23 protein-coding genes are annotated in these 26910 nt (G+C 47.3%); 16 read left to right on the top strand and 7 right to left on the bottom strand.

The genetic code is table 11. The features are described from left to right. Positions 1–37: 37 nt before the first annotated feature. Positions 38–679 carry a PAQR family membrane homeostasis protein TrhA gene (gene trhA, locus J3B89_RS09840; protein ID WP_215397354.1) on the top strand — a complete coding sequence of 214 codons (642 nt, stop codon included), beginning with the start codon at positions 38–40 and terminating at the stop codon, positions 677–679. Between the two features lie 39 nt (positions 680–718). Here trhA and J3B89_RS09835 read toward each other — a convergent pair whose 3' ends face one another. Together J3B89_RS09835 and J3B89_RS09830 are read right to left on the bottom strand one after the other, a co-directional pair. Then, positions 719–2314, bottom strand: coding sequence for a S8 family serine peptidase (locus tag J3B89_RS09835; protein ID WP_251372326.1), 1596 nt, complete (start codon positions 2312–2314; stop codon positions 719–721). A gap of 229 nt (positions 2315–2543) precedes the next feature. After that, positions 2544–5813: an ATP-binding protein gene (locus J3B89_RS09830; RefSeq protein WP_215397353.1), complete on the bottom strand. Its 3270-nt coding sequence runs from the start codon at positions 5811–5813 to the stop codon at positions 2544–2546. 234 nt (positions 5814–6047) lie between these two features. Here J3B89_RS09830 and trxB point away from each other — a divergent pair, with 234 nt between their 5' ends. The 4 genes from trxB to infA all read left to right on the top strand — a co-directional run bounded on the left by trxB (position 6048) and on the right by infA (position 8746). Next, positions 6048–7004, top strand: coding sequence for a thioredoxin-disulfide reductase (trxB, locus tag J3B89_RS09825; RefSeq protein ID WP_215397352.1), 957 nt, complete (start codon positions 6048–6050; stop codon positions 7002–7004). Between the two features lie 12 nt (positions 7005–7016). Then, on the top strand, positions 7017–7739 hold the full coding sequence (gene aat, locus J3B89_RS09820) for a leucyl/phenylalanyl-tRNA--protein transferase (RefSeq protein WP_215397351.1): 723 nt from the start codon (positions 7017–7019) through the stop codon (positions 7737–7739). Continuing rightward, on the top strand, positions 7732–8433 hold the full coding sequence (locus J3B89_RS09815) for an arginyltransferase (RefSeq protein ID WP_215397350.1): 702 nt from the start codon (positions 7732–7734) through the stop codon (positions 8431–8433). Before aat ends, J3B89_RS09815 begins: the two co-directional genes overlap by 8 nt. A gap of 94 nt (positions 8434–8527) precedes the next feature. Next, a complete protein-coding gene (gene infA / locus J3B89_RS09810; protein WP_008610216.1) occupies positions 8528–8746 on the top strand; it encodes a translation initiation factor IF-1 in 219 nt (72 codons plus the stop codon). 85 nt (positions 8747–8831) lie between these two features. On the opposite strand, the gene clpA is transcribed toward infA, so the two are convergent. Beyond that, positions 8832–11099 (bottom strand): ATP-dependent Clp protease ATP-binding subunit ClpA, encoded by a 2268-nt coding sequence (gene clpA / locus J3B89_RS09805; RefSeq protein WP_215397349.1) that lies wholly within the window; start codon positions 11097–11099, stop codon positions 8832–8834. A gap of 54 nt (positions 11100–11153) precedes the next feature. After that, positions 11154–11474 carry an ATP-dependent Clp protease adapter ClpS gene (clpS, locus tag J3B89_RS09800; protein WP_215397348.1) on the bottom strand — a complete coding sequence of 107 codons (321 nt, stop codon included), beginning with the start codon at positions 11472–11474 and terminating at the stop codon, positions 11154–11156. A 191-nt stretch (positions 11475–11665) separates the two neighbouring features. Between clpS and cspD the strand changes: the two genes are divergently transcribed. Then, the gene (cspD, locus tag J3B89_RS09795; protein ID WP_068230786.1) at positions 11666–11884 is read left to right on the top strand and encodes a cold shock domain-containing protein CspD; all 219 of its coding nucleotides are present in this window, start codon (positions 11666–11668) and stop codon (positions 11882–11884) included. 75 nt (positions 11885–11959) lie between these two features. Here the strand turns inward: cspD and J3B89_RS09790 are convergent, their stop codons facing one another. After that, the gene (locus J3B89_RS09790; protein WP_215397347.1) at positions 11960–14188 is read right to left on the bottom strand and encodes an NADP-dependent isocitrate dehydrogenase; all 2229 of its coding nucleotides are present in this window, start codon (positions 14186–14188) and stop codon (positions 11960–11962) included. A gap of 200 nt (positions 14189–14388) precedes the next feature. Between J3B89_RS09790 and J3B89_RS09785 the strand changes: the two genes are divergently transcribed. The 6 genes from J3B89_RS09785 (at position 14389) to J3B89_RS09760 (ending at position 19876) form a co-directional block, all read left to right on the top strand. Further along, positions 14389–14985, top strand: coding sequence for a pseudouridine synthase (locus J3B89_RS09785; RefSeq protein WP_251372325.1), 597 nt, complete (start codon positions 14389–14391; stop codon positions 14983–14985). 16 nt (positions 14986–15001) lie between these two features. After that, the gene (locus J3B89_RS09780; protein ID WP_215397346.1) at positions 15002–15457 is read left to right on the top strand and encodes an NUDIX domain-containing protein; all 456 of its coding nucleotides are present in this window, start codon (positions 15002–15004) and stop codon (positions 15455–15457) included. A gap of 68 nt (positions 15458–15525) precedes the next feature. Then, the gene (gene mnmA, locus J3B89_RS09775; RefSeq protein WP_215397345.1) at positions 15526–16650 is read left to right on the top strand and encodes a tRNA 2-thiouridine(34) synthase MnmA; all 1125 of its coding nucleotides are present in this window, start codon (positions 15526–15528) and stop codon (positions 16648–16650) included. Position 16651: 1 nt separating this feature from the next. After that, complete coding sequence (gene hflD, locus J3B89_RS09770; RefSeq protein WP_215397344.1) at positions 16652–17290, top strand: high frequency lysogenization protein HflD; 639 nt, start codon at positions 16652–16654, stop codon at positions 17288–17290. Positions 17291–17298: 8 nt separating this feature from the next. Further along, on the top strand, positions 17299–18669 hold the full coding sequence (gene purB, locus J3B89_RS09765) for an adenylosuccinate lyase (RefSeq protein ID WP_215397343.1): 1371 nt from the start codon (positions 17299–17301) through the stop codon (positions 18667–18669). Positions 18670–18721: 52 nt separating this feature from the next. Next, positions 18722–19876: a ribosomal protein uL16 3-hydroxylase gene (locus tag J3B89_RS09760; RefSeq protein WP_215397342.1), complete on the top strand. Its 1155-nt coding sequence runs from the start codon at positions 18722–18724 to the stop codon at positions 19874–19876. A gap of 81 nt (positions 19877–19957) precedes the next feature. Here J3B89_RS09760 and J3B89_RS09755 read toward each other — a convergent pair whose 3' ends face one another. Beyond that, positions 19958–20386, bottom strand: a complete 429-nt coding sequence (locus J3B89_RS09755) for a DUF4826 family protein (RefSeq protein ID WP_215397341.1) — start codon at positions 20384–20386, stop codon at positions 19958–19960. A gap of 239 nt (positions 20387–20625) precedes the next feature. Here J3B89_RS09755 and J3B89_RS21485 point away from each other — a divergent pair, with 239 nt between their 5' ends. Then, entirely contained in the window at positions 20626–21669 is a 1044-nt protein-coding gene (locus J3B89_RS21485) for a Leu/Phe/Val dehydrogenase (protein ID WP_215397340.1), read from the top strand. Between the two features lie 46 nt (positions 21670–21715). Here the strand turns inward: J3B89_RS21485 and J3B89_RS09745 are convergent, their stop codons facing one another. Beyond that, positions 21716–22561 carry a patatin-like phospholipase family protein gene (locus J3B89_RS09745; RefSeq protein ID WP_215397339.1) on the bottom strand — a complete coding sequence of 282 codons (846 nt, stop codon included), beginning with the start codon at positions 22559–22561 and terminating at the stop codon, positions 21716–21718. Between the two features lie 136 nt (positions 22562–22697). On the opposite strand from J3B89_RS09745, the gene J3B89_RS09740 reads away from it, so the two are divergent. Genes J3B89_RS09740 through prsR form a run of 3 tightly spaced genes read left to right on the top strand, consistent with a single transcriptional unit; the run spans position 22698 to position 26900 of the window. Beyond that, complete coding sequence (locus J3B89_RS09740) at positions 22698–23444, top strand: S1 family peptidase (protein WP_215397338.1); 747 nt, start codon at positions 22698–22700, stop codon at positions 23442–23444. A gap of 41 nt (positions 23445–23485) precedes the next feature. Then, a complete protein-coding gene (prsK, locus tag J3B89_RS09735; RefSeq protein ID WP_215397337.1) occupies positions 23486–25507 on the top strand; it encodes an XrtA/PEP-CTERM system histidine kinase PrsK in 2022 nt (673 codons plus the stop codon). Between the two features lie 34 nt (positions 25508–25541). Beyond that, on the top strand, positions 25542–26900 hold the full coding sequence (gene prsR, locus J3B89_RS09730) for a PEP-CTERM-box response regulator transcription factor (RefSeq protein WP_215397336.1): 1359 nt from the start codon (positions 25542–25544) through the stop codon (positions 26898–26900). Positions 26901–26910: the final 10 nt, after the last annotated feature.

Raw genomic sequence — 26910 nt, 5'->3', positions numbered from 1 at the left:
ATGCTAAGATGCTGCATACTCTCGCCGGTAACCTGATATGACAACCACACATTACTCCCCTATCGAAGAACAGTTACATGCAATAAGCCACGGTATTGGCGCAATACTCAGTGTTGTAGCACTGATATTAATGCTACAGCTGTCTGTACAGGCAAACGACAACTGGCGTCTGTTTAGCAGTATTATTTATGGCAGCAGCCTGATCTTGTTATACAGCAGCTCTACGCTGTATCACTCAATTCACCATATTGAGATTAAACACCGGCTACGGCAGCTTGACCATGCGGCAATTTTTATTCTTATTGCCGGTACCTATACCCCATTTACGTTAGTAAATTTACGCGACAGCTGGGGCCTGCCGCTGTTTGGCCTGATCTGGCTGGTGGCAATAACGGGCGTAATAATAGAGCTGGCTACAGCACTGAAATACAAAAAGTTGTCATTGGGGTTGTATCTGGGGATGGGCTGGCTGGTAGTTATTGCCATACAGCCGATGCTGAATAATGTCGACACCGGAGGCATGCTGTTATTGCTGGCAGGTGGCTTAAGTTACTCCTTTGGCGTGATATTCTATGCCTGGAAGCGGCTTTTTATGCACCATGCTATCTGGCACTTATTTGTGCTTGGTGGCAGTGTGTTGCATTTTTTCGCGGTGTATTACTACGTACTGCCTCTATAGAAAAAAACAGGCCGGAATCTTCCGGCCTGTTTGACGTTATCAGTACTGATAACTGAAGGTTACACCACTAAAGGCCGTGTAGGCACGGATCCCCACATGCCAGGTACCGGCTTGCGGATTATTAATGGTACAAACTTCATTGTTACCATTAAGGTAAGGCCGGCAGGTATAGGTTGTTGTGCTCGGTTCAGTACCATAGTTAACATATAAATCTGCATCACCGGTACCGCCGGATATCTGGAAAGTTACCGTTGATACACCTGACGGGATCTGATAACTGCCTCTTAACCACTGGCCACTGCTTGCCGACAGGTTAGGGAATGTTGCACCGCCGGTTGGTGGTGGGTTAGTACCACCACCGCCGCAGCCATTGTTGGTTAAGTAATCATGTGCTGCTTTGGCTTTTACAATACCCCAACCGTAAGACGTATCACGCCCGGCGGCACCGCGATCCTCTGCCGTAGCATTAAGCGCATTACGAATTTGTGCTGCAGTACATTGCGGGTGATTACTCCACACCAGAGCAGCAACACCTGCTACATGAGGCGAAGCCATAGACGTGCCGCTAATACTGTTATAGCCACCATTGTTCCAGGTGGAGTTAACGCTAACACCCGGACCGGAAATTTCTACCTGAGAGTTACGCTGTGAAAAACTGGCTAAGGCACCACTGGAGTTTACCGCAGCAACCGACACCACGGCGTTGTATGACGCCGGGTAGGAGAAACTGGTATTGCCAGCATTACCGGCTGCAGCCACCAGCAACATGCCACCATTGTAGAAATTGGTCATAGCCGTATTTTCAGTCTGGTTAGACGAGCTGCCACCCAGACTCATGTTGACCACTTTAGCGCCGGCATCTTTACAAGACTGAATAGCCGTGATCAGATTTGAAGCTGTGGTCCAGTTGCCGGAATTATTGAAAATTTTAACAATGTGCACCCCTGCCTGGCCGGAACCAATAACACCCACTACACCGCTGTTATTGTTTAACGCCACCATAGTACCGGCAACATGAGTACCGTGGCCGTTACCGTCCTGATACCAGTTACCATGGCCGGAAAAAGAATAGCCCGTCACACCCGAGTTCTGTAAATCTTCATGGCCTGACGTCCAACCGGTATCAATAACACACACTTTTGTATTGCCAGCGCTGCCATCACTTACCTGATTAGCCTGCACCATGGTAATACCATAAGGTGTGGTTTGTGCCATAGGTGTGATCACATCCATCAGGTAACGTTTATGATCTTCTTCAATGTATTCAACCTCAGGATTAGCCTGCAGTAACTTTAGTTGTTTAGGTGTCAGCTCGGCGACACTGGCATGCACCGATTTTAAATGTGACAGTGCATTAACGTTGGCTTTTTGCAGCACTTGCTGTGCACGTTGTACCGAGAACTCAGCACGCTGCTCTGTGCCGGTAGCACTCATCTGTGCTACCGGCTCTTTAAATTTAATAATGTAACGGTTGGTTTTATCTTCTGCCAGTTCAGCCAGGCTAAATTCACGCTCTGCTGCCGGCTCTGCTTTTTTTATACCTTCTGCTACCGCTACCGACGTCAGGCTGAGTGCAAAACAACCAGCAGATGTAACTGCCAGTATAGTTGTCATTTTTTTCATCATGTTTTTCATTACAGTACCCTTGGATTATAAGTTAAGGTCCCTGTTGTACGTTCCGCATCCTGCTGCTTAGCAATTAACCAGATAACCGCAATTGCCACCATTACAAAGGTCTTATAAATAATTTACAAATGTATGAGATAAACCCATTCCAGAAAAAATAGACAACTATCAGAAACAAAATAGTTTTTTGAGGTACAACATTGAGCTTAACAATGATGATAAATACGTTTGTTAAAAATTAACCTGTTAAAACAGGCTCATGCTGCCGGGCTAATTTAAACCAAAAGACTGTGCCTTGCCCCGCTGAAGAGGTAAAACCAATCTGGCCATGATGATTTTCGATAATCTTTTTACATATCGCCAGGCCAAGCCCGGTGCCTTCTTTTGCCCGGCTGTCAGAAGCGTCGGCCTGAGAAAACTTACCAAAGATATGCTTTTGAAATTCGGCCGGAATACCGCTGCCAAAATCTTCAACTTCAAACCTTATACTTTGCTGCAACTCAACCAGACGCACTATTACCACCCCTTGTGCCGCCGAAAACTTCACCGCATTGGAAATAAGGTTGTCAATAACCTGCCTTAACCGCAGGGCATCTGCTTCTACCCACAAGGGTTGTTCCGGCTCTGATGCCAGTTGCAGTTCAACCTGATAACGGCTGGCATAAGGCTGCATGGCATTAACTGCATGCCGGGTCAGTGCGGTAATATCCAACCGGGTGATATTCAGCGTGAAAGTGCCAGCGGCAAATTTTTGTAAATCCAGCAGATCGTTAATCAAATGCGCCAGCCGTTCACTGTTAGCCTGGGCCGTTTGCAGCATATCCTGATACAATGCAGAATCAGCTGTAACTACCTTTTGCGTAATCAGCCCTATGGCGCCTCTTATCGCAGTAAGCGGTGTACGCAATTCATGGCTTACCGTAGCAATAAACTCATCCTTTAGTTTATCCAGCAGTTTCAGGTCCTGGTTGGTTTTAGCCAACTCATCCAGACTGCGTTCCAATTGCCGGGTGCGTAGTGACAATGTAACAGAACTCTCCTCCAGTGCCCTTGTTCGTTCGGCCACCCGGGTTTCCAGCACGGTTTGTGCCTTCACTTTATTTTCTACCGCTGCCTGCAGCAAACGGTTTATTTGCCTGACATGGCGTAAGCGATACTGATGCATCAGCCACAGCAACAGGCTTACAAGTGCAATAAGCGAATACATTACCCAGCTTTGCTGCCACCAATGCGGCATAACATTTAAGGTAGCTACCTTGACCGGCTCACTGAAAACGCCATGATTATTAGAGGCTTTCAGCCACAACGGATAGGTGCCAACCGGCAGGTTTGCGTAAAAGGCACTGTTGCGTTCATTCGCAATAACCCAGCTTTTATCAATACCTTCAAGCTGATATTGAAACTGGTTACGCTGTGGGTCCTGATAATCCAAAGCGCTGAATTCAAAATTCATCGTATGCTGATCCGCCGATAAATTAATTATCTCCCAGGGCTGCTTATGCGGTTTAATTTGCAATTGCTGGTAGTCAATCACCAAGGCGGATAACACCGGTTCAGGCACTTTCTGGTTACTTTGCAGTTGGTCAGGCTTTACCACTATCAGCCCGGCAATAGCACCAAATAAAATACCGCTGTCGTCGGCAAATACCGCATTGGTATTTAACTCAGAACTTACCATACCGTCATTACGGTTATAGTGAATAAAATGCTGCTGGCCGGCCAGCCTGAGCGCCAGCCCCTTCGGGGTCATAACCCATAATTGCTGATCTTGTTGCAACACCCCCAAGATATCGTTATCCGGTAAGCTGTCTTGTGTTGTCAGCAACTGCTGCTCCGCTGTTGTCAGGTTTACCAGTAATAACCCCTCGCGGGTGCAAACAGCCAATACAGCTGCATGTTCACTTACACAGTGAATATCATTGTGGGGTAATTTTATGCCTGAAGTAGCACCGGCAGTATGCTGTGTGATGTGATCTGTAGCTAAATCGATCTGAAACAAGCCGCTATAACGTGTTGCCACCCAAAGCTGCTGCGAAGAGCCAACAAGCAATTGCTGAACCGCATTGCCCACCATATTGTCTGACAACTGCATTAACCAACGCTTTGTATGCTGACGTTCAGGTTGCCAGGCTATAACGCCTTCTCCCCACATGCCCAGATAAAACCTGCCGGCTGCATCAATATGTAAGTCTCTTACATTACGGTTGACAACGTTAGCCAGCTCAAATGGCTCATCGGTTTTTATCAGCTTTGCCGTGCCGTTATATTTTAACAACCCGGTATCAGAGGCAATATAAAGCTCGTTCTGTGGTGTTGCGGCTATGGCGTTAACTCTGCTGCCTGTGCTGAAGAACTGAAAATCTCCGGTAGGCAATGTAATGCGATATATACCATTTGAGCTGCCAAGCCAAAGCGCATCAGGTTGTTTAAAAATAGCGGTAACAGAAAATGTTTTTTGTGCACCAAGTGCGGTGGAAAAAGCACTGATATTATCAAATGCTTTACTGGATAAGATACTGCGAAACAAACCACTTTCCCGCGAACCCACCCACAGCACGCCAGAGTTATCCTGCAAAATACTGCGTACGTTAACATTACCTAGTTCAGCTTTTTTTACGCCATGCCCGGCCTGATGATCTGGCGACACGCGATACAAGCCGCTATAACTACCTGCCAATAACTCGGCAGTACTGTAGTCAAATGACAGTATATTAATTAACGGCTCTGGCTCACCGTACAGAGCCAAAGGCACCCGCTCAAACTGAAGCCGTTGCCGGTTAAACAAAAACAGTCCTTGCCGGCTGCCAACCCAGAGCTGTTGCCCTAGGGCATAAACTGCACGGATTTCGTTATCCCGGCTAAAATTACCGGATACTGAGTCGTCTTTATGGTTAACTAATTGATATACCTGGCTTAAACCTTTATCTGGCTGCCAGCTATGTAAACCGGCAGAAGTACCAACCCAGACCGCCCCGTCATGTGTTTGGCTTAAACTCCAGATCCGCTGATCTGCCAATGCCTGTTCAGACCCCACCTGGCCAATATTCGTGATCTGAAACTGAGTATCTACCCGGCTTAACCCCGATGTCGTGCCCACCCAGATATTACCGTTTGCGTCTTGCAACAAGCTCTGGATCTGGTTTCCGGCCAGCCCGTTTTCACGGGTATAACGTGTTAATTCTCCGGTTTGGGCATCCAGTCTTGATAACCCAAGGCCCCAGGTACCGGCCCAGATATTATCCGCATTATCAATTAGTACCACTCCTACATCAGGTGTCTGGTGGTGCCGCAGCTCAGCAGTGGTGAGCACTGCAAATTCAACAAAGCGGTAGCCGTCGTAGCGTAATAAACCCGAATTAGTAGAGCCAAGCCATAAAAAACCGGTGCTATCTTGTTTAATGCTGTAAATAGTGGCATTCGGCAGGCCGTCGTCAACGCCAATCCGCACGTAATGCTGTTCAGCCGATGCGCCGGTGCAATAAGCCAGCAACACCAACAAACAACGCACAATGAAAACTATCCCTATTTTCTGACAGTGCAAAATGCCCCCGATAATTTCTGGCAATCCAAGCAGTTAATATTAAAGCAGTTAAAGTATGCGGTACAAACTAACCATAGCATAGCAAGCCAGGCTTTACAGGGCGACACAGATTAAATGTCAGGTGCTACTTTCGCTTGGGGTTGCATTCTTTTAAAATCGTCGCCATTACCGCTGTTAATTATGTTGTTTTCGGAGAAATTCATGTCAGATGTTAAACACAGCCGCCTGCTTATTTTAGGTTCAGGCCCTGCTGGCTATACTGCTGCGGTTTATGCTGCCCGCGCTAACCTGAGGCCGGTTTTAATTACCGGTATGCAACAAGGCGGCCAGCTGACCACTACTACTGAAGTAGAAAACTGGCCGGGCGATGCGCATGGTTTAACCGGCCCTGCCTTAATGGACCGTATGCGTGAACACGCTGAAACCTTTAATACTGAAATTGTATTTGATCATATTCACACAGTAAATCTGCAGCAACGGCCTTTCATGCTTACCGGGGATAACGCCGTTTACAGCTGCGATGCACTGATTATTTGTACCGGTGCCTCAGCTAAATACCTTGGCTTGCCGTCAGAGCAGGCTTTCAGTGGCCGGGGTGTATCGGCCTGTGCAACCTGCGATGGCTTTTTCTACCGTAACCAGAAAGTCGCGGTAATAGGTGGCGGTAATACCGCCGTAGAAGAAGCATTGTACCTGTCTAATATTGCTGCAGAAGTACATTTAGTGCACCGGCGTGACAGCTTTAAAGCTGAGAAAATTCTGGTCGACCGTTTAATGGCCAAAGTAAACAGCGGCAATATTGTCTTGCACACCCACTGTGAACTTGGCGAAGTGTTGGGCGACGATATGGGGGTAACCGGCGTACGGTTAACCTCAACCAAAGGCGAAGCAGATAAAGACTTAGCATTACAGGGCGTGTTTATTGCCATTGGCCATAAACCCAACACCGACATTTTTGCCGGACAACTGGAGATGAATGGCGGCTACCTGAAAGTACAAAGCGGCACTGAGGGTAATGCTACGCAAACCAGTATTGCCGGTGTGTTTGCTGCCGGTGATGTGTCAGACCATATTTACCGTCAGGCTATTACATCTGCCGGTACCGGTTGTATGGCCGCGCTGGATGCCGAGCGTTATCTGGATGCGCTGAACAAGTAAACAGGTTACTCCGTGACCATTTATTTGCCGCAGCTATCGGCAGACGATATCAGCTTTCCTGCGCTGCATCGTGCGTTGGCCGAGCCCGATGGTTTATTGGCAATGGGCGGAGATTTATCTGCGCCCCGCCTTATCAATGCTTATTCACAGGGTATTTTTCCCTGGTTTAGTGAAGGCGATCCACTGTTATGGTGGAGCCCGTCTGTGCGCGCCGCTTTTGCCCCTGATAGTCTTAAACTAAACCGCACACTAAGAAAACAGATTAACCGCCATCAGCTACGCTTTAGTATCAATACTGCATTTACACAGGTTATAGCCCAATGCGCAGCCCCCAGAGCACGCCAACCCGCGACCTGGATCCTGCCAGAAATGCAGCAGGCTTATCTGCAATTACACTTACAGGGGCACGCTCACAGTATTGAAGTGTGGCAACAAGAGCGCTTAGTTGGCGGATTATATGGCGTGCTGGTAGGCAGCCTGTTTTGTGGTGAGTCGATGTTTAACCGCTTGCCGGATACCGCCAAACTGGCATTAGTTGCCTTGCAACAACATTTACAGCAGGTTGCACCCGGTTGGATTGATTGCCAGTTACCTAATCCGTTTCTTATGCAACTGGGGGCAAAAGAGATGTCACGTAATAACTATGTACAACTGTTGCAGCAATACCGCCAGCAAATAACACCGCCATCCCACTGGCAAGCCCGCATGATCACATTGGACAATACCAATGCATGAGCTGCGTTTTGGCCTGACAGCACCAGCGCCCTGCAATTATCTGGGCGCACAGCAGGAACAACTGGTATTCTTGCTGCCAGAACAGCCTGTTAGCGCAGCGCTGTACCAGCAATTGCTTGAGCTTAACTTTCGCCGCAGCGGTGAGCAGGTTTACACGCCACACTGCCCGGCCTGCCGCGCCTGTGAGTCAGTACGTATTAACCCTGCGGCTTTTAATGCCAGCCGCAGCCAGCGCCGTTTACTTAATAAAGCACAACGTATCGGTTGGCAGTACAAACTGAGTGCCGGTGCCAGCACAGATTATTTTCCGCTATTTGCTGCTTACATCTGTCATAAACATGCTGATGGCAGTATGTACCCACCCGAGCAGGCTCAGCTGGATGCCATGTTAAATTGCTCATGGTTAAAAGTACGTTATCTGGAACAATATTATCAGCAGCAATTAGTGGCAGTAACTATTGTTGATGAAACAACAGAGGCTTATTCGGCGGTGTACACTTTTTTTCATCCCGATGTCAGTGCGCTCTCTCCCGGTATTTTAGCCATATTGTATTTATTGCAATGTGCCGGGCGTGAGCAGAAAAACTGGTTGTATCTGGGTTATCAGATTAATGCCTGCCAGAAAATGGCCTATAAGGACGCTTTTTTGCCGCAACAACGCTTTATTCAGGGGCAATGGCATTCATTTGGCTAAAAAAGCGCTTGTTGCTTTACTTATGCCGATGATTTCGGCACAATCTGCGCAGTTTTTTTATGGTTCACCCAATATTAAGAGGCAAGTACGCTGAATGGCGAAGGAAGACGTAATTGAAATGCAAGGTACCATTTTGGATACCCTGCCAAATACCATGTTCAAAGTTGAACTGGAAAACGGCCATGTCGTTATCGCTCACATCTCAGGTAAAATGCGTAAAAACTATATCCGTATTTTAACCGGCGATAAAGTAACCGTAGAATTAACACCGTACGACTTAACTAAAGGCCGTATCGTGTTCCGCCAGCGCTAAGCCGGCTTTTTGCTTTATGCCAGATAACACAAACCCGGCCTTGGCCGGGTTTACTGTTTTGCTTTAACGCTGAGGTTATCCGGCGTTACTCTGCCAGTGCGGCCTCTTCTGTGGTTTGATACTCAAAGCTTAACTGGCCATCTACCAGATCTACCCGCACGTCACCGCCATGCAGTAAACGGCCGAACAGAATTTCATTCGCCAGCGGCTTTTTCAGCTGCTCCTGAATAACCCGGGCCATTGGCCGCGCGCCCATGGCATGGTCATAACCTTTGTCAGCCAGCCATTGCCTTGCTGCACTGCTTAGCTCCATTGATACCTGCTTTTTGTCCAGTTGTACCTGTAAATCACAGATAAACTTGTCAACAATTTGCAGAATAATATCCGCGCCCAGATGCTGGAACCAGATAATGCCATCGAGCCGGTTTCTGAACTCCGGACTAAAAGTACGGTTAATTTCTGACAATGCATCATGGCTATGGTCTTGTTGTTTAAAACCAATCGATTTACGGATGGTTTCCTGCACACCGGCATTGGTGGTCATGACCAGTACCACATTACGAAAATCAATCTTGCGGCCGTTATTGTCGGTTAGGGTACCATGGTCCATTACCTGCAGCAGAATATTATAAATATCGCTGTGTGCTTTTTCGATTTCATCCAGCAGTACTACTGAATACGGATGTTTTGACACGGCATCGGTCAGTAAACCGCCCTGCTCAAAGCCCACATAACCAGGCGGTGCACCAATTAAGCGGCTGATAGCATGGCGCTCCATGTATTCCGACATATCAAACCGCAGCAGTTCTACTCCCAATGCCTTAGCCAGTTGCTTGGTTACCTCAGTTTTACCCACACCGGTAGGGCCGGCAAACAGGAAGTTACCTATCGGTTTTTCTTCGTTGCCAAGACCGGAGCGCGATAAGCGGATAGCCGATGTCAGTACTTCAATAGGTTCGTTCTGGCCGAACACCACCAGTTTTAAATTGCGGTCTAAATTTGCCAGCACATCTTTATCTGATGCCGATACCGACTTCTCCGGAATACGCGCCATTTTTGCAATAACATGCTCAATTTCCGGCACATTGATCACTTTTTTACGCTTAGATAGCGGCAATAAGCGCTGGCTGGCTCCGGCTTCATCTATGACGTCAATGGCCTTGTCCGGTAAATGACGTTCATTAATATACTTGGCCGATAACTCTGCCGCCGCGCGAATGGCCTTTTGCGTATAACGCACATTGTGATGCTGCTCGTAGCGCTCTTTTAAGCCGAGCAAAATCCGGGTGGTATCTTCTACGCTTGGCTCAGCCACATCAATTTTCTGGAAACGGCGCACCAGTGCTGTGTCTTTCTCAAAAATGCTTTTAAATTCCTGATAAGTGGTAGACCCCATACAACGCAAACGGCCGCTGGACAACAAGGGTTTAATCAGGTTACTGGCATCCATCACACCACCGGAGGCTGCACCGGCACCGATGACAGTATGAATTTCATCAATAAATAAAATCGCGTCTTTTTCCCGCTCCAGCTCTTTGAGCAAAGACTTCAGCCGTTTTTCAAAATCGCCACGGTATTTGGTACCCGCCAGCAGAGCGCCCATATCCAGTGAGTAAATCGTAGCGTTGGCAATAACGTCTGGAACTTCTTTGTGCACAATACGATACGCCAAACCTTCAGCAATAGCGGTTTTACCTACACCGGCTTCCCCTACCAGCAGCGGATTATTTTTCTTGCGCCGGCACAATACCTGAATGGCCCGCTCTACTTCATGCTCACGGCCAATCAACGGGTCAATCTGGCCGTTCTTTGCCTGAATATTCAAATTGGCGGTAAAGTTTTCCAGATACTTGCTATCTTCGCTCAGGGTTTCGCTGGCGTCTTCTGCGGTGTGTTCATCATGTTGTTCTAACTTTTCAGTTTTGGTTACACCATGAGAAATAAAATTCACTACATCGAGGCGGCTAATATCAATTTTCTTCAGTAAATATACCGCTTGCGATTCCTGCTCACTAAAAATCGCTACCAGTACATTGGCACCGGTTACCTCCGCCTTGCCGGATGACTGCACATGAAACACTGCACGTTGCAATACACGCTGAAACCCCAAAGTGGGCTGGGTATCACGCTCCATTTCACCGTCGGGTAATACTGGCGTGGTCGAATCGATAAAGCTGCCCAGTTCCAGCCGCAGTTTTTCAATATTTGCGCCACAAGAGCGCAGTGCATCACCTGCAGCCGGGTTGTCAAGCAACGCCAGCAGCAAGTGTTCTACCGTCATATACTCATGACGGCGCTCACGCGCAAACCTGAAAGCCAAATTCAGAGTTAACTCAAGATCTTTATTTAACATACACTACTCCTAATCCACCTGAGTAACGACACCAGAATCATGCCAGGACTTACCTTAAGCGCGCTCCATGGTACAGAGCAGCGGGTGTTGATGCTCTTTCGCATACTGCATAACCTGCTGCACTTTAGTTTCCGCAATTTCTGCGGTAAAAACGCCACATACCCCTTTACCTTCGTAATGTACTTTTAACATTACTTCAGTTGCCTGTTCATACTGCATATTAAAAAAACGGCTTAACACATCAATGACAAAGTCCATCGGGGTGTAATCGTCGTTATGCAGCACTACTTTATACATCGGTGGCGGAGCCACACGTTGCCGTGTCAGTTCCTCTAAACCACCATGTTGTACGTTACCTTCTTTATTTCCGCTCATAAACTATAGCCATGCCTGCGTATTCCATCAAAGGAGCTTTGGGTTAAATATTGGTAAAATATTGGTTTAATTTTGCAAATAACTTGACTACATGGTCAAATTATCTACATTAGTTGTTGGGATCAACAACAATCCCGCCGTAAAGACTAAGAATACAGAATTTAGCTAACTTAGAGAAGGAAGTAAGTTGTATGGCTACCGGTAAAGTAAAATGGTTCAATAACGCCAAAGGATTTGGATTTATCCGCGAAGATGGCCGCGATGAAGATATCTTTGCTCATTATTCAACCATTAGTATGGATGGCTACCGCACGCTAAAGGCTGGACAAGACGTTGAGTTTGACTTGTCTGAAGGCCCTAAAGGCTTACACGCTGTGAATATTAAACTGCCCGGCGATCTGACAGAATAATATATTTGCTTGGGTGTAACCCTGACCGACAAAAAAAGCAGGCGTTATGCCTGCTTTTGTTTATCCGGCAATTTATTACGCCTTAGCCAGTGCCTGATTAAAGGTGTGGCTTGGCCGCATAGCTTTAGCTGCAAGCTGTGGGTTTGGCCGGTAGTAACCGCCAATATCAACTGCTTTGCCCTGAACGCCATTAAGCTCGGCAACGATAGTAGCTTCCTGCTGTTGCAGCACGGTTGCCAGCTTGGCAAAACGGCTTTGTAACTCTGCATCAGCATTCTGCGCCGCCAAAGCCTCTGCCCAGTACAAAGCAAGGTAGAAGTGGCTGCCACGGTTATCCAGTTCGCCCAGCTTACGCCGTGGCGACTTATCATTATCCAGGAACTTGGCCGTTGCGGCGTCCAGTGCATCAGCCAGCACTTTAGCTTTGCTGTTGCCGGTAACCTGACTTAAATGCTCCAGTGAAGCCGCCAGTGCTAAAAACTCGCCCAGCGAATCCCAGCGCAAATAATCTTCTTCGATAAACTGCTCAACGTGTTTAGGAGCAGAACCGCCGGCACCGGTTTCAAATAAGCCACCGCCATTCATTAACGGCACTACCGACAACATTTTGGCACTGGTACCCAGCTCTAAAATCGGGAATAAGTCGGTTAAATAATCGCGTAGTACGTTACCGGTTACTGAAATAGTGTCCAGCCCTTGTTTGATACGTTGCAGTGAAAAACGGGTTGCTTCAACCGGTGACAGGATCTGAATATCCAGGCCGCTGGTATCATGGTCTTGCAGATACGCTTTTACCTTAGTGATCAGTTGCGCATCATGTGCCCTGGCGCTGTCTAGCCAGAATACTGCAGGAGTATTGCTTAAACGGGCACGGTTTACGGCCAGTTTAACCCAATCGCGGATCGGTGCATCTTTTACCTGGCACATACGCCAGATATCGCCCTGCTCTACGTTGTGCTCAAATACCACCTCACCTTTGCTGTTTAATACCTGCACTTTACCGTCAGCAGCAATTTCAAAGGTTTTATCGTGCGAACCATATTCTTCAGCTTTTTGCGCCATCAGGCCCACGTTTGGTACAGAGCCCATAGTGCGCGGGTCAAAGGCACCGTTTTTCTTACAAAAATCGATAGTTTCCTGATACACACCGGCGTAGCAGCGATCCGGGATCATCGCTTTGGTGTCTTTTAATTTGCCATCCGGGCCCCACATCTGGCCTGAACTGCGGATCATCGCCGGCATAGAAGCATCGATAATAACATCGCTTGGTACATGCAGGTTGGTGATGCCTTTGTCTGAGTTCACCATCGCAAGTGCAGGCTGGGCAGCATAGCAGGCTTTAATATCTGCCAGTACTTCGTCTTGCTTTGCCTGTGGCAAAGTAGCAACCTTGGCAAACATATCACCTGCGCCGTTGTTAACATCAACACCCAGCTCAGCAAACAACGCGGCGTGTTTATCAAACACTGTTTTGAAGAACACCGTTACCGCATGGCCAAACATAATAGGATCAGATACTTTCATCATGGTGGCTTTTAAATGCAGTGACAGCAATACGTCCTGCTGTTTAGCCGCAGCAATCTCGCGCTGATAAAAATCGCGCAGTGCGTTTTTGCTCATCGTAGCGGCATCCACTACTTCAGCAGCCAGTACCGCAACTTTGTCTTTTAACACTGATACTGTGCCATCTTTGGCGATATGTTGAATTTTAAGCGTATCCGCGTTAGCAAAAGTGGCTGATTTTTCGCTGCCGTAAAAATCGCCCTGTGTCATATGAGCCACATGGGATCCAGAGTCAGACGCCCAGGCACCCATACTGTGTGGGTTTTTCTTCGCGTATTGTTTAACCGACGCCGGGGCGCGGCGATCAGAGTTACCTTCACGCAGTACCGGGTTTACCGCACTGCCTTTAATTTTGTCATAGCGCGCTTTAACATCACGCTCTTGCTCAGTTTTGGCTTCTGCCGGATAGTCCGGTAAGGCATAACCTTGCTGCTGCAGCTCTTTAATAGCCGCTTTTAACTGTGGAATAGAGGCACTGATATTTGGCAGTTTAATAATATTGGCTTCAGGCTGATTCGCCAGCTCGCCAAGTTCAGTTAAGGCGTCAGCAATGCGTTGCTCAGGTTTTAAGAAATCAGGGAAGTTGGCAATAATACGGCCGGAAAGAGAAATATCACGGGTTTCTACCGCGATACCAGCCGCAGCAGAAAATGCCTGTACGATAGGCAGTAACGAATAGGTGGCAAGTGCCGGCGCTTCGTCTGTTTCAGTGTAGATAATTTTTGCAATTTCGTTTGACATGTTAATTCCTGTAATGTGTTTGCGATCAGCTGGCTGATACTGGCCAGTTCGCACCTTCATCCGGGCGATGTTGATGTTTTAAACGCATTTGTTGCTAAGCGGCGGTAGTATAGCAGCATGACATTCAATAAAATAGGCAGCCGGATGCTATGAATTTCAGAGATAAAAATACAGTGAAACCGTTGCGTAGCAGGCAGAATTTGCAAAATAATCCATATACGAAAAAACGCAATACGACCAAGGTCGGACAACCGGTGTTAGTGTTGTTCAACAAGCCGTTTGATGTACTGTGTCAGTTTACCGATAACAGCACCCCACCCCGTGCCACGCTGGCAGATTTTATCACTGTGCCTGATGTGTATGCTGCCGGCCGGCTTGACCGCGACAGCGAAGGGCTCCTGCTGCTTACTAACTGTGGTAAAACCCAGCATCAGATCAGCGATCCGAAACATAAAATGGCCAAAACCTACTGGGTACAACTGGAGGGTAATATCAGCGATGACGCGCTTGAACAGTTAAGTACAGGGGTGCAATTAAACGATGGTCCCACGCTGCCTGCAATAGCAAGTCGTTTGCCCGAGCCTGATGTCTGGCCACGTCAACCGCCGGTGCGTCAGCGCGCTAATATTCCTACCTGCTGGATAAGTCTGACCATTACCGAAGGCCGTAACCGTCAGGTAAGACGGATGACTGCTGCGGTGGGCTTTCCCACATTGCGCTTAATCCGTGTACAAATTGGCGATTGGCATCTTAATCAGTTAGCGCCGGGCCAATTTACCGTAACAGCGCTTAAATAAGGATACCGGCCAGATTATGAGCAGAGATCTGCTACACCTTACCGTTGCTGCCATTGTTTGTTTTGAGCAAAAGTTTTTGCTGGTAGAAGAAAAAGACAAACTAACGGGGCTGCGCGTACTTAACCAACCGGCTGGCCATGTTGAACAGGATGAAGATTTGCTTGGCGCAGTAAAACGGGAACTGTTTGAAGAAACCGGCCTGACGCTTGAGCCTTGTGCCTGGCTGGGAATTTCGCAGTTAAAAGCAGCGAATGGCCATCGCTATGTGCGGCTGAATATCGTATTTGAACCTACCAGCCTGCCAACACAGTACCAGCCACAAGACAGCGATATTCTGGCTTTGCACTGGTATAGTGCCAATGAGCTGTCACAGGCAGCCCTGCCGCTTAGAAGCCGCTTAGTCAGTGATGCTATCAGCTTATATACGCAAGGGGTACGCCTGCCGCTATCGCTGATCCAACCAACGCGATAACATGCGCAGCAGATAAATTTGATGTATAATCCGCGCCTTGTTTTTTTGGCCTTCAAAAGTGCAGTGTTATGCCAGATATCCGCTTAACTGATAGCTCCGCTAACAGCAGTAAAAAAGTCATCGTCGGTATGTCCGGCGGCGTAGATTCTTCCGTTTCAGCCTACCTGTTGCTACAACAGGGTTATCAGGTTGAAGGCCTGTTTATGAAAAACTGGGAAGAAGATGATAACGACGAATACTGTGCGGCAGCTGAAGATATGCGCGATGCACAGGCCGTTTGCGACAAACTGGGTATAGTGCTGCATAAAGTAAATTTTGCTGCAGAGTACTGGGACAATGTTTTTGAGTACTTTCTGGCTGAGTATAAAGCCGGCCGCACCCCTAACCCGGACATCATGTGCAATAAAGAAATTAAATTTAAAGCCTTTCTCGAGTTTGCTGCCGAAGCGCTGGGTGCAGATTACATTGCCACCGGCCACTATGTGCAGCGCCGCTATATAAATGGCCACTGGCAGTTATTACGCGGGCTGGATACCAACAAAGATCAAAGTTATTTCCTCTACACCATTGGTGAAGAGCATGTGGCGCAAACGCTGTTTCCGGTGGGCGGGCTGGAAAAGCCTGCAGTACGTGCTATTGCCGAACAACAGGGTTTAGTTACCCACGATAAAAAAGACAGCACCGGTATTTGTTTTATCGGCGAGCGTAAATTTAAAGATTTTCTGCAGCAATACCTGCCGGCACAACCGGGCGATATTGTTTCGGTAGATGGCGACATTATCGGCCGCCATGAAGGCCTGATGTACCATACTCTGGGTCAGCGTAAGGGCCTGGGTATTGGCGGCCTGCGCGATGGTGGTGATGAACCCTGGTATGTGGTGGGCAAAAATCTGGATACCAACCAGCTAATTGTGGCTCAGGGCCATGATCATCCGGGATTATTATCTAAAGGTTTAATCGCTAATCAGTTGCACTGGACAGATCGCAAAGGCCCGCAACACATGTTGCGTTGTACGGTGAAAACCCGCTACCGCCAGACTGATATTGCCTGCAGCTTAACACCTCATGCCGATGGCACCGTTGAAGTGCATTTTGATACGCCACAAAAAGCAGTAACGCCTGGCCAGTCGGCGGTATTTTATCTTGACGATGTTTGCCTTGGCGGCGGCATTATTGATGTGGCTCTGAACTGATATGCAATATTCTCTTTCAACACAAATTATCGCTTTAGCCGGCTTAACGCAGGCATTAAAGCTGGTACAAACGGTCGCCCGCAGCACCAATATCGATAAAGACACCCTTCGCACAATGCTAAACAGCGTTGCTGTGGTTGATGCTGAGGAGCCACTGCAAATATATGGTAATCAACCTGCCAACCTGAAAACCGGTTTGCAGCTTATTGTTGACCAGCTGGGTGACAAGCCACAAAAGGATGTCGAGCTGACGCGCTATATTGTCGGCGTACTGGCGCTGGAACGTAAACTGAGCAAAACACCGGCTAATCTGAAAAAGCTGGGCGATAAACTACAGCACTTAGAGCGGCAGTTACAGCATTTCAGTATTACTGATGACAATATGCTGGCCAACCTGGCTGATATTTACTCTGACTGCATCAGCAGCTTAGGTGGCCGCATTCAGATCTATGGCCAGCCCGAATTACTTAAATTAGCTGCCGTACAGCACAAAGTGCGGGCGCTGCTGTTAGCGGCTATCCGCTCAGCAGTATTATGGCGCCAGGCCGGTGGTAGCCGTCTTAATTTTATCTTTAAACGTCGCAAGCTGGTGGCACAAGCAAAAGACATGCTTGCGCAACTGCCCTCATCAAGCTTATAGGAGCCTGTATGCAACTGAATGCCCTAACCGCTATTTCTCCCGTTGACGGGCGCTATGGCAGCAAAACTGTAGATTTACGCAACTACTTCAGTGAGTTTGGCTTAATTAAGTATCGCGTGATGGTAGAAGTGCGCTGGTTACAACAACTTGCCGCCACAACACAGATTGCTGAAGTGCCAGCCTTATCTGCCGAAGCTAACCGGGTCCTGAATGACATTGTCGACAATTTCAGCTTAAGCGATGCTGAGCGGGTAAAAGAAATTGAACGTACCACCAACCACGATGTTAAAGCGGTTGAGTATCTGTTAAAGGAAAAAGTGGCTGCAAATGCAGAGCTCTCTGCAATCAGTGAATTTATCCACTTTGCCTGCACCTCGGAAGATATTAACAACTTATCGCACGGTCTGATGTTAAGTGAAGCGCGCAGCAAGGTATTGCTGCCACAATGCGATGCGCTACTAGAGGCCATTAAGCAGTTAGCTAATGAGCACAAAACTGTGCCCATGATGGCACGAACGCATGGTCAGCCAGCCTCTCCTACTACCATGGGCAAAGAGATGGCGAATGTTTATATGCGCTTAAAGCGCCAGCGTGATCAGATTGCCGGTGTGGAAATTCTTGGCAAACTTAATGGTGCAGTAGGCAACTACAATGCGCACTTATCTGCATATCCGCAGCTTAACTGGCACCAGCTGTCAGAGCAGTTTGTCACCGGGCTTGGCCTGAGCTGGAACCCGTTTACCACCCAGATAGAACCGCATGACTATATCGCTGAACTGTTTGACGCTGTAGCCCGCTTTAATACCATTTTGCTCGACTTTGATCGCGATATATGGGGTTATATTGCACTGGGCCACTTTAAACAGCGCACTATTGCCGGTGAAATTGGTTCATCTACCATGCCGCACAAAGTTAACCCAATCGACTTTGAAAATTCAGAGGGCAATCTGGGTATTGCCAATGCTTTGTTTAATCACCTTTCAGCTAAATTGCCGGTATCACGCTGGCAACGTGACCTGACCGACTCTACCGTGCTGCGTAATCTGGGCATGGGTTTTGGTTATACGGTTATTGCCTACCAGGCTACCTTAAAAGGCATCAGCAAGCTGGAAGTAAACGAAGCTAACCTGCGCGCTGAACTGGATGCCAATTGGGAATTACTGGCCGAGCCGGTTCAGACTGTTATGCGCAAATATGGCATTGAACAGCCATATGAAAAGCTCAAAGAGTTAACCCGCGGCAAGCGTATTAATCAGGCAGATTTGCATCTGTTTATTGATAAACTGGCATTACCCGACCAGGTAAAAGAGCAGCTTAAGCAACTGACCCCCGCCAATTATATTGGTGCTGCGGTAGAAATAACCGCCACGTTACAGTAGCAGGCTAAAAACAAGGCGCTGAATTCAGCGCCTTTTTTCTCAGGAATATCAAATGTATCAATTAAATTTGGCTGAGCTTGGCATCACTGAATTTCTTAATGAATACTGGCAAAAAAAGCCACTGCTGATTAAAGGCGGTTTTAAACATTTTGCTGATCCGCTAACAGCGGATGAACTGGCTGGCCTGGCACTGGAAGAAGATATTGAATCACGCATAGTCAGTTGTGCTGATAAACAATGGGATATGCAAACCGGCCCGTTTGACGATTTCTCTGTTTTTGGAGACAAAGATTGGACCTTACTGGTGCAAGCCGTTGATCACTGGCACCCACAAGCCGCTAAGCTGCTGGATCCGTTTCGTTTTATTCCAAACTGGCGTATTGATGATTTAATGGTAAGCTTTTCAGCACCCGGCGGCGGTGTCGGCCCACATTTAGATCAGTACGATGTGTTTATTATTCAGGGTGAAGGCAAACGCCACTGGCGTGTTGGTATGCCGGATGCCAGCCTGCAGCAATTATGCCCTCATCCGCGTTTACTGCAGGTAAGCCCTTTTACTGCCTGCATTGACGTAATTACAGAGCCCGGCGATATTTTATATATTCCGCCTGGTTGCCCGCATGAGGGGATCAGCCTTGAAAACAGCCTGAACTACTCTGTTGGTTTTCGCGCTCCGGCACAAAAAGATCTGCTCACCGGTTTGGCAGATCACCTGATTGACCATGACATCACTGGAAAACGCTTTACCGATGCCGGACGCAGCAGCGCGCAATCGGTTGGTGCTATTACCGATACCGATCTGAACAAGGTGCAGCAATTACTGCAGCAACTGGTAAGTGATAACGCCATGTTGCCGCATTGGTTTGGTAATTTAATTACCCGCGCCAAACATGAGCTGGATTTAAACGAACCCGACCCACACTACGGTGCCGATGAAATTGGTGAATACCTTGACGAAGGTTCTGTACTAAGCCGCACCGGCGGCCTGCGCTGCTGTTACTATCAGCAAGCCGCTGATAGCGATATTCTGCTGTTTATTAATGGTGAACAAATCACACTGCCGGCAAATGAGCTAAGCACTGCACAACTGCTGTGTGATTATACTGAGCTGCCATCAGAGCAGAATCTGCATTTTAACCAATCAGCTGAGCGGCTGATGCTGTTAACCAGCTTAATTAATCAGGGCTACTGGTACTTTAGTGAGTAATCCGGCAGCGATATTTGGCTACCGATATTAAAAAACCGCAGATAATGCGGTTTTTTAATATTCGTAAAGCAATAAATACAGTTAACTCACTGCTTCAGCCTGCCATAACTGATCTTCATTGAACATATCGTACAGGTTATGTGCGCGGTTAATCAGTAAATTGGCAAAATCCTGCTGGGTTTTATCTGTAATACCGGCATCAATAATCTGCTGGGCTTTTAACTGCCAGTGCATTGAAAACGCTCTTACCGCGTCTCTGGCGTTAGGCGCGGCAGAAAAAGCCAAATGATCAGTTGGCAGGTCACCACTTATTACCCAATATGATTGTTTATCTTTCGTATTTAACTTCCACACCGCCATATAAGGTGGCAAATAGCGGCTTTCTGACGCGGCAACATTGTCGGGCACAATGCCTTTGCCGGCTAAATACTCGTTTGCTTTTTGAAACTGTGCTCTTACCCATTCAGCACGCGCTTGTTCAATTTGTTGCTGAGTTAACTGCTCACTCATTATAAAACTTCCTGCTTTTAAATTTTTGCTACTTTAGGTGACTCGGCACCGACAATCAAGTGTTGTCATACATTGTCGACAATCGCCTGGACTGACCAGATATTTTTTTGGTTTGATTCTGGTGAAACCAGGGTTGAAATGTTACATTTCGCCGCGCAAAAATGCCGCCCTCAGTGCGGTCATTAACCAGGCATAATGGCCTGAGTATTTCGGGCTATCAATAAACGGAGAAATCAGTCGTGGCCGTATTTAATCATTCTGAATTCGATAATCATGAACAGGTTGTGTTTTGCAGCGATGCAGAAACCGGTTTAAAAGCAATTATTGCCGTGCATAGCACTGCACTTGGCCCGGCTGTAGGTGGCTGCCGTTTATGGGACTATGTTTCTGACGAAGCTGCTTTACATGATGTTCTGCGTTTATCCCGCGGTATGACATACAAAAATGCTATGGCCGGCTTACCTTTAGGTGGCGGTAAATCCGTTATTATCGGTGATGCGAAGAAAATTAAATCCGAAGCCTTATTCCGTGCTTTTGGCAGAATGATCCACCGGTTGTCTGGCAGCTATTACAGTGCTGAAGACGTCAATATCACTACCGGCGATATTATGATCGTCAATAAAGAAACCCCTTTCGTTGCCGGCCTTGAAGGTAAAAGCGGCAACCCCGCTCCTTTTACAGCATTGGGCACCTACCGCGGTATTAAAGCTGCGGCTAAACACCAGTTTGGCTCTGACGATTTAACCGGCAAAACAGTTGCAATACAGGGCCTTGGCAGTGTGGGATTCTATTTATGTGAACACCTGCATAAAGAAGGCGCTAAGTTAATTGTGACTGATATTAACCAGGATGCAGTGCAGCGTGCTGTAAGCCAGTTTGGCGCTATTGCTGTGGGTTTGGATGAGATATATGCTGCAGATGCTGATATCTATGCACCTTGCGCTTTAGGTGCCACCATTAACGACGACACCATAGTGCAGCTTAAAGCCCGTATTGTTGCCGGTTGTGCCAATAATCAGCTAAAAGAAGCCCGCCACGGTGAAGTGTTGCGCCAGAAAGGTATTTTGTACGCTCCGGATTACGTTATTAACGCCGGCGGTATTATTAATGTTGCCTCTGAAATGCGGCCCCAGGGTTACAGTGTTGAAGAATCAACAGCGCAAGTAAACGCTATCTACGATACGCTGCTGAACATTTTCCAACGCGCGGATGCAGAAAACCAGCCTACCAGTCTGGTAGCTGACTTAATGGCGCAGGAAATTATCCGTCGCGGTAAGCAATAAGCCGTTACGTACTGCACCTTTAAAGCCACTTTCTAAAGTGGCTTTTTTATTGCGTTGCAAATAATCCGGCTAACTTTAACGGCACTATAGTACTGGCCGTCTGATAACCGGTATCAAATAATTGCAACTTCTGCTCTACCGTCAGGGCAAAATCTACTGCCGAAATGCTACCGGTATTGATCACTATCGTATTATGCCAATATTCAGCGTGCACATATTCACGCGACACCGCGCTCATAAAGGTGCGGATCAGCATATAAATATAGGATACCAGCGGAAAATAACGGCTGGTTTGTACAGGTTTGGCTTCTGCATCACTTTTTAACCGAAAACAAATAAGTGGCAAGGCAGAACCTGACCAGTCATGGTGCAAGGCATCTTCAGACAAAATAACCCCGTCGGTCATAATATGGTTCTTAAACGGCTGAAACGAAAAAAACAACGGGATCGACATAGAAAAGCGCACCGCCTTCGACACTTTAAGATCGGGTGTATATAGCCGGTTAAATACTACCGGGCCGCCACCGTTAATATCGGTCGCCAGCACATGTAAATCGTACTGCAGATCAGCAAAAGTGACTCCCCGCAGCTGTTTATCCAGCCAGGCTTCAAATTTATCGCCATTACATAATCCGCCGGTGCGCAGTAAAGAGGTAACTGAAAAACTCCAGAACTGTCTGAAATCAGTTTGCAATGCCAGTGTTTTGAGGCTGGCAAGATCCCAACCGGTCGCATAAAGTGCTGCTACAATACTACCGCCGGACACCCCCACCAGATGCCGGAAGCGAAATTGCATATCCTGCAACGCCTGCAGTATGCCAATATAACAACTCAACCGGGTACCTCCACCCGAGAAGATGGGTACTATATCTTTACCTGTGCTAACCGGCATACAGCATCCTTTGCCTGAATCTCCGCTTCTTAGTATGGGGCAAAATCGGCTGCTTGCCATATAACAATGCAGCTATTTCGAGCAAATTGGGCTAGTATAGTGTCCTAACACAATAACTTGGATAGGGAATGTCTGAATGAGATATAAAGCACTATTGTGTATTGCTCTGCTGTGGCATCTGGCTTTACCGGCACAAGCAGCGTTGCAGGACAGTATAAAAAAAATAAAACCTTCTGTGGTGGCTATAGGTGTATTTAGCCCGCTGGCATCGCCCCGTGTCAGGCTGGTTGGCACCGGCTTTGTTGTTGCCGATGGCAGTAAAATAGTGACTAATTACCATGTTATTGCCAAAGCACCTGATGCAAAACGTAACGAATCTTATGTTGTGTTATCCGGCCAGGCAGACAATATACAAATTCATCAGATTACCGACACTAAAACGCAAGCAGCTTATGACTTAGCAGTATTAACAATCGAAGCCAAACTGCCTGCGGCAACTCTGGCGGATGCTGAATTTATCAACGAAGGCTCTGAAATTGCCTTTACCGGCTTCCCTATTACTGCTGTGCTGGGTTTATACCCCGCCACTCACAGAGGTATAATTTCTGCAGTAACTCCCATAGCAATTCCTGCGGATAACTCCGGCCAGTTGCAAGCTTCTGCCCTGCGCCAGTTGCGCCAGCCTTTTATGGTATATCAATTAGACGCAACAGCTTACCCGGGCAATAGTGGCAGCCCCTTGTTTGATGCCAATACCGCTCAGGTAATAGGTATTATTAATAAGGTATATGTGAAATCAACCAGAGAAGCAGTACTGAGTGACCCTAGCGGTATCACTTATGCTATTCCGGTCAGGTTTTTACTGCCTTTGTTAACGCCATAAGTCGCTCCGGGCACATTTTCAGCTTTTATGGATAAACTCAGATGGATTTACTGACAGAATTAGCACTGGACCGTATTGGCTTTGGTTTAGCCTGCGTTGCCAACTTGTTCTTCTTTCTGCTGACACTCGCCACCCGGGTAAAAAACCTGCCACGTTCATTACTGCTTGCCTGGTCACTGTTTAATACCGTATGGGCAGCCTACTACATGCTAACAGGCTTTGCACCATACGTTACGCCGGTATCTTTATTACTGGAGCTTAGCCGCAGCCTGGTGCTGTTGTTATTTTTACTGGCAGCGCTTGGCAGTGCCGAACAATCGCTAAGCGTGCTGTTAAAAAAGCGCTCTGTACAGCTGCTCATCTTAGTTATCAGTTGTTGGGGGGTACTCAGCTATTTACAGCTGATTTCAATGAATCTGATTTTTACCGGCAGCCTGGCTATTTGCGTACTGCAACTGGCACTGCTTGAAACAATGTACCGTAAGGCCGCGGCCAACCGCTGGCAATATAAACCTCTGGTACTGGGTATAACAGTTTGCGCATTGTTCGACTTTATTCTGTTGGCCGAATCGGCATTATTTGGCCAGGTAGATAACCAGCTCTGGTCAGCCCGTGGTTTTGTTTACGCGGCCATAGTACCGCTGCTGATTATTTCAGTCAGGCGCGTGCAAGCCTGGGGGATCAATGTTTATGTGTCGCGGGATGTCGTGCTACAAAGCTCGCTGGTGCTTGCTGCGGGTATCTATCTTTGTCTGATCGCTGTTGCAGGCTTTTATATTCGTTATATTGGCGGCACCTGGTCGAACCTGCTGCAAACGACCTTTTTAGTACTTGGCTTTGCTATGTTGGCTGTGTTGCTGCTATCCGGTGCCGTAAGACGCAAACTCAAAGTATTTATTGAAAAACACTTCTTTGCTAACAAGTTTGATTACCGCGTGAAATGGCTGGAACTGACACGACAGTTGCAGCTGGTCGATATTAGCAAATCAGATCAATACCAGACTATTTTGCAAACCTGGATAAACTCTGTCAGTTACAGCCGGGGCTGCCTGGTTAAACTGGAGGGCACGTCTGCCCTGACAACACTGGCCCGTATAAACCGCCCGGCACTAAATAATAATGAAACGGAACTACTGCAACAGTACGTAAAGCACTTTGCCGGTAAAAACTGGATAGTCGATCTGGCAGATAAAAAAGACCCGTTTTGCCAAAAACAGAACTTAAATGACATTGATATCCAATTGATCATACCGATCCATTCCGACAATGAACTTTGGGGCTTGTGCCTGCTAAACGCACCTGATGTTGACCGGCAATACCTTAACTGGGAGCTCCGTGATTACCTGATGCTGGTGGCAGAGCAAATATCCAGCTACCTGCAGTTAATGCAGGCCAGCCAGAAACTTAGTGAAAATGCCCAATTTGCTGCCTTTAGCCGGATGTCCGCTTTTGTTGTACACGATTTGAAAAACATCAAAGCGCAAATTGATTTAATGCTGACAAACAGCGTAAAACACCGCACTAATCCTGAGTTTATCAATGACAGCTTCGATACACTCGCTGCTATGCAGCAACGCCTGCAGAATATGCTGTCACAACTGAGCAGCAAACGTGCAGAGTCAAGCCAGGATACCAGGATCAGCATTTCATCTGTGGTACGCGAAGTGATCACTCAGCGTTGTGCCGCCAAACAACCGGTACCTCAATATAACGTGAGCCGCGATGCCGAATTATTATTAAACAAAGAGCGTTTTGCCAGCGTACTCTACCACTTAATTGACAACGCACAGCATGCTACAAGCAGCGACGGTACAATACTGGTTAATGTTAACTGTGACGACACTCAGCTGTATATCAGCATCAGGGACACCGGCTGCGGTATGTCAGCTGAATTTATCAGCGAACGTTTATTTAAACCATTTGACTCAACAAAAGGTAATGCAGGTATGGGCGTAGGTGCCTATGATGCGCTACACTTTGCCAGACAGCATAATGGCCAGTTGCAGGTAGAAAGTACAGAAGGAGTGGGAACTACCTTTACGCTAATTCTTCCTTTACACTAATCACGTTTATTGATGTAAATACAAGGACTGTTTTATGAAGACCTTATTGGTCATAGAAGATGATATTGGCATCCAGAAGCAGCTGAAATGGAGTTTACCGGACTACGAACTGGTGTTTGCCCAGGACCGCGCTTCAGCACTGACACAACTTAGGCGATATGAGCCTGAAGTTGTCACACTCGATCTTGGTTTACCTCCTGATCCGGCAAACGCAACCGAAGGTCTGGCCTGTTTAAGTGAAATACTGGCTTTGCAGCCGGATTGTAAAGTCATTGTCATCACAGGTAGTAATGATAACGATCATGCGCTTAAAGCTGTTGCACTGGGTGCTTATGACTACTATCAAAAACCGATCAATATCGATGTGTTAAATGTGATCCTGGCAAGAGCCTTTAAACTTAGTCAGCTGGAAACAGAAAACAAGGCGCTCAAAGCAGCTGGCGGTACAAGCAGCGATATTATTGGCAATAGTGACGCTATTATGCGTGCCTGTCGTACAGTAGAAAAAATAGCCCCGACAGAAATTACCACCTTATTGCTTGGAGAAAGTGGTACGGGTAAAGAAGTTTTTGCCCGGGCCATTCACCGCCAAAGCCCCAGAGTAAATAAACCTTTCGTTGCTATTAACTGCGCATCGATACCAGAGAATTTGCTGGAAAGCGAACTGTTCGGTTACGAAAAAGGCGCATTTACCGGCGCCAATAAAACGACCTTAGGCAAAATTGAATGTGCTAACGGCGGCACACTGCTGCTGGATGAAATCGGCGATATGCCGCTAAGCCTGCAAGCCAAGATGCTACGCTTTTTACAGGAAAGAGTTATCGAGCGTGTGGGCGGACGTCAGGAAATAGAAGTTGATGTCAGGGTAATTTGTGCCACACATCGTAATCTGGCTGAAATGGTTGCGACACAAAGTTTCCGCGAAGATTTATACTACCGGGTAAGTGAAATTACTCTGGCAATCCCCCCGTTACGCCAACGTGGTCACGATATTATCGTTATTGCTAAAGCCTTACTGACAAAATTCAATGCAGAGTTTAACAGCCATGTTCAGGGCTTTTCAGACTGTGCAATGCAAGCCATGTTGCAACACCCGTGGCCGGGTAATATACGTGAGCTGCAAAACAAACTTAAATCAGCAGTAATACTGGCAGACGCCAAATTGATTACTGCCGATGATTTAGGCCTTAGCAGTAAAGAAATGGTTAAAACCAGCACGCTACGTAAGGTAAGAGAGCAAGCCGAAACACAGGCGATACGTCAGGCTTACACACTGGCCAATGGCAACTTATCTAAAACATCTGATTTGCTGGGCATTACCAGGCCAACACTTTATGCGTTAATAGATAAGTATCGCCTGCACGACTTAAGAAATGCAGAAGCTGAGATCTAAAACCGAAATA

The sequence above is a fragment of the Rheinheimera oceanensis genome (assembly GCF_018831085.1).
In the GTDB taxonomy this organism is placed as follows: Bacteria; Pseudomonadota; Gammaproteobacteria; order Enterobacterales; family Alteromonadaceae; genus Alishewanella; species Alishewanella oceanensis.
This window is presented reverse-complemented; position numbering and strand designations above follow the sequence as displayed.